Origin of the sequence: Pseudomonas sp. NPDC087598, assembly GCF_044743525.1 — a bacterium.
GTDB lineage: Bacteria > Pseudomonadota > Gammaproteobacteria > Pseudomonadales > Pseudomonadaceae > Aquipseudomonas.
On record NZ_JBIUWQ010000156.1, the window covers coordinates 1 to 1,299 of the forward strand.

Below are 1,299 nucleotides of genomic sequence, written 5' to 3' on the forward strand. Positions count from 1 at the left end.
GAGTTACACCCGGGGCCAGTAATCTCGACGACAAGCCGGCCAGCGTCGCTGAAGTCAACGAGGCTGCCAAAGTCGCTCTGTCCGCTGTCGTGGTTGATGCACGTGGCGTAACAGTAGGCGCAATGACCGGACTCCGTAAAGAGGCTCGTGAAGCTGGCGTTTACGTACGTGTTGTACGTAACACCCTGCTCAAGCGCGCTGTTGCTGACACTGAATACAGTGTTCTCAACGACGTGTTCACCGGCCCGACCTTGATCGCATTCTCCAACGAACACCCGGGCGCTGCTGCTCGTCTGTTCAAAGAGTTTGCCAAAGGTCAGGACAAGTTCGAGATCAAGGCAGCTGCGTTCGAGGGCAAGTTCCTCGCAGCTAATCAGATCGACGTGCTGGCAAGCCTGCCGACCCGTGACGAAGCAATTTCCCAGCTGATGAGCGTGATTCAAGGCGCTACCAGCAAATTGGCTCGTACTCTGGCGGCACTTCGCGACCAGAAAGAAGCTGCTGCAGCCTGAGGCTGAGCGTTTCCTCTCTCGCGTATTTTTGTTTATTTCGATGGCCTCCAGGCTATCCCCCAATTCAGGAAATAAGTCATGTCTCTGACTAACGAACAAATCATCGAAGCAATCGGCGAAAAATCGGTTCTGGAAATCGTTGAGCTGATCAAGGCAATGGAAGAGAAGTTCGGCGTATCCGCTGCCGCTGCTTCTGCTGGTCCAGCTGCTGCTGCCGCTGTTGTTGAAGAGCAAACCGAGTTCAACGTTATCCTGAAAGGCGCTGGCGAGAAGAAAGTCAACGTGATCAAGGCTGTACGTGAACTGACCGGTCTGGGTCTGAAAGAAGCCAAGGAGAAGGTTGATACCGCTCCTCAGGTTATCGCTGAAGGCGTTTCGAAAGAAGCTGCTGAAGACGCGAAGAAGAAGCTGGAAGAAGCAGGCGCTGAAGTCGAAGTTAAGTAACTTTCGACTTTGCACCTCCAGCCCGAGCGTCAAGCGACAGGCTGATGGCTGGTGGCTCTTGCCACCGGCCTTTTTCCGTTATTGGCAGCCGACTGGGTCGGCGCTGATAAAGGTGCTGTAACCACCCGATGCGGTGGCGCAAACCATGGGGTTTGCACGATTTTCTGGCTGCTCCCGTCGGGAGGGGCCAAACAAGCAGGTGACCAAGCTGGGGAACGCTGATGGCTTACTCATATACTGAGAAAAAAAACGTATCCGCAAGGACTTTAGCAAGTTGCCGGACGTCATGGATGTGCCGTACCTCCTGGCCATCCAGCTGGATTCGTATCGTGAATTCTTGCAA

The 1,299-nt window shown here is 54.2% G+C and carries 2 protein-coding genes and 1 pseudogene; all 3 read left to right on the plus strand.

Annotation, left to right across the window (positions count from 1 at the left end):
* Positions 1 to 512, plus strand: a 512-nt coding sequence (rplJ, locus tag ACIOWE_RS30210; protein WP_401398625.1) for a 50S ribosomal protein L10, incomplete at its 5' end; no start/stop codon positions are given.
* Positions 513 to 590: 78 nt separating this feature from the next.
* A complete protein-coding gene (rplL, locus tag ACIOWE_RS30215) occupies positions 591 to 956 on the plus strand; it encodes a 50S ribosomal protein L7/L12 (RefSeq protein ID WP_201236602.1) in 366 nt (121 codons plus the stop codon).
* Positions 957 to 1,177: 221 nt separating this feature from the next.
* Positions 1,178 to 1,299, plus strand: a pseudogene (locus ACIOWE_RS30220) (hypothetical protein); the annotation flags it as partial.

Bases quoted from the DNA above. Each gene is read 5' to 3' on its own strand.
- rplL (WP_201236602.1), top strand. From the start codon at position 591: ATGTCTCTGACTAACGAACAAATCATCGAAGCAATCGGCGAAAAATCG.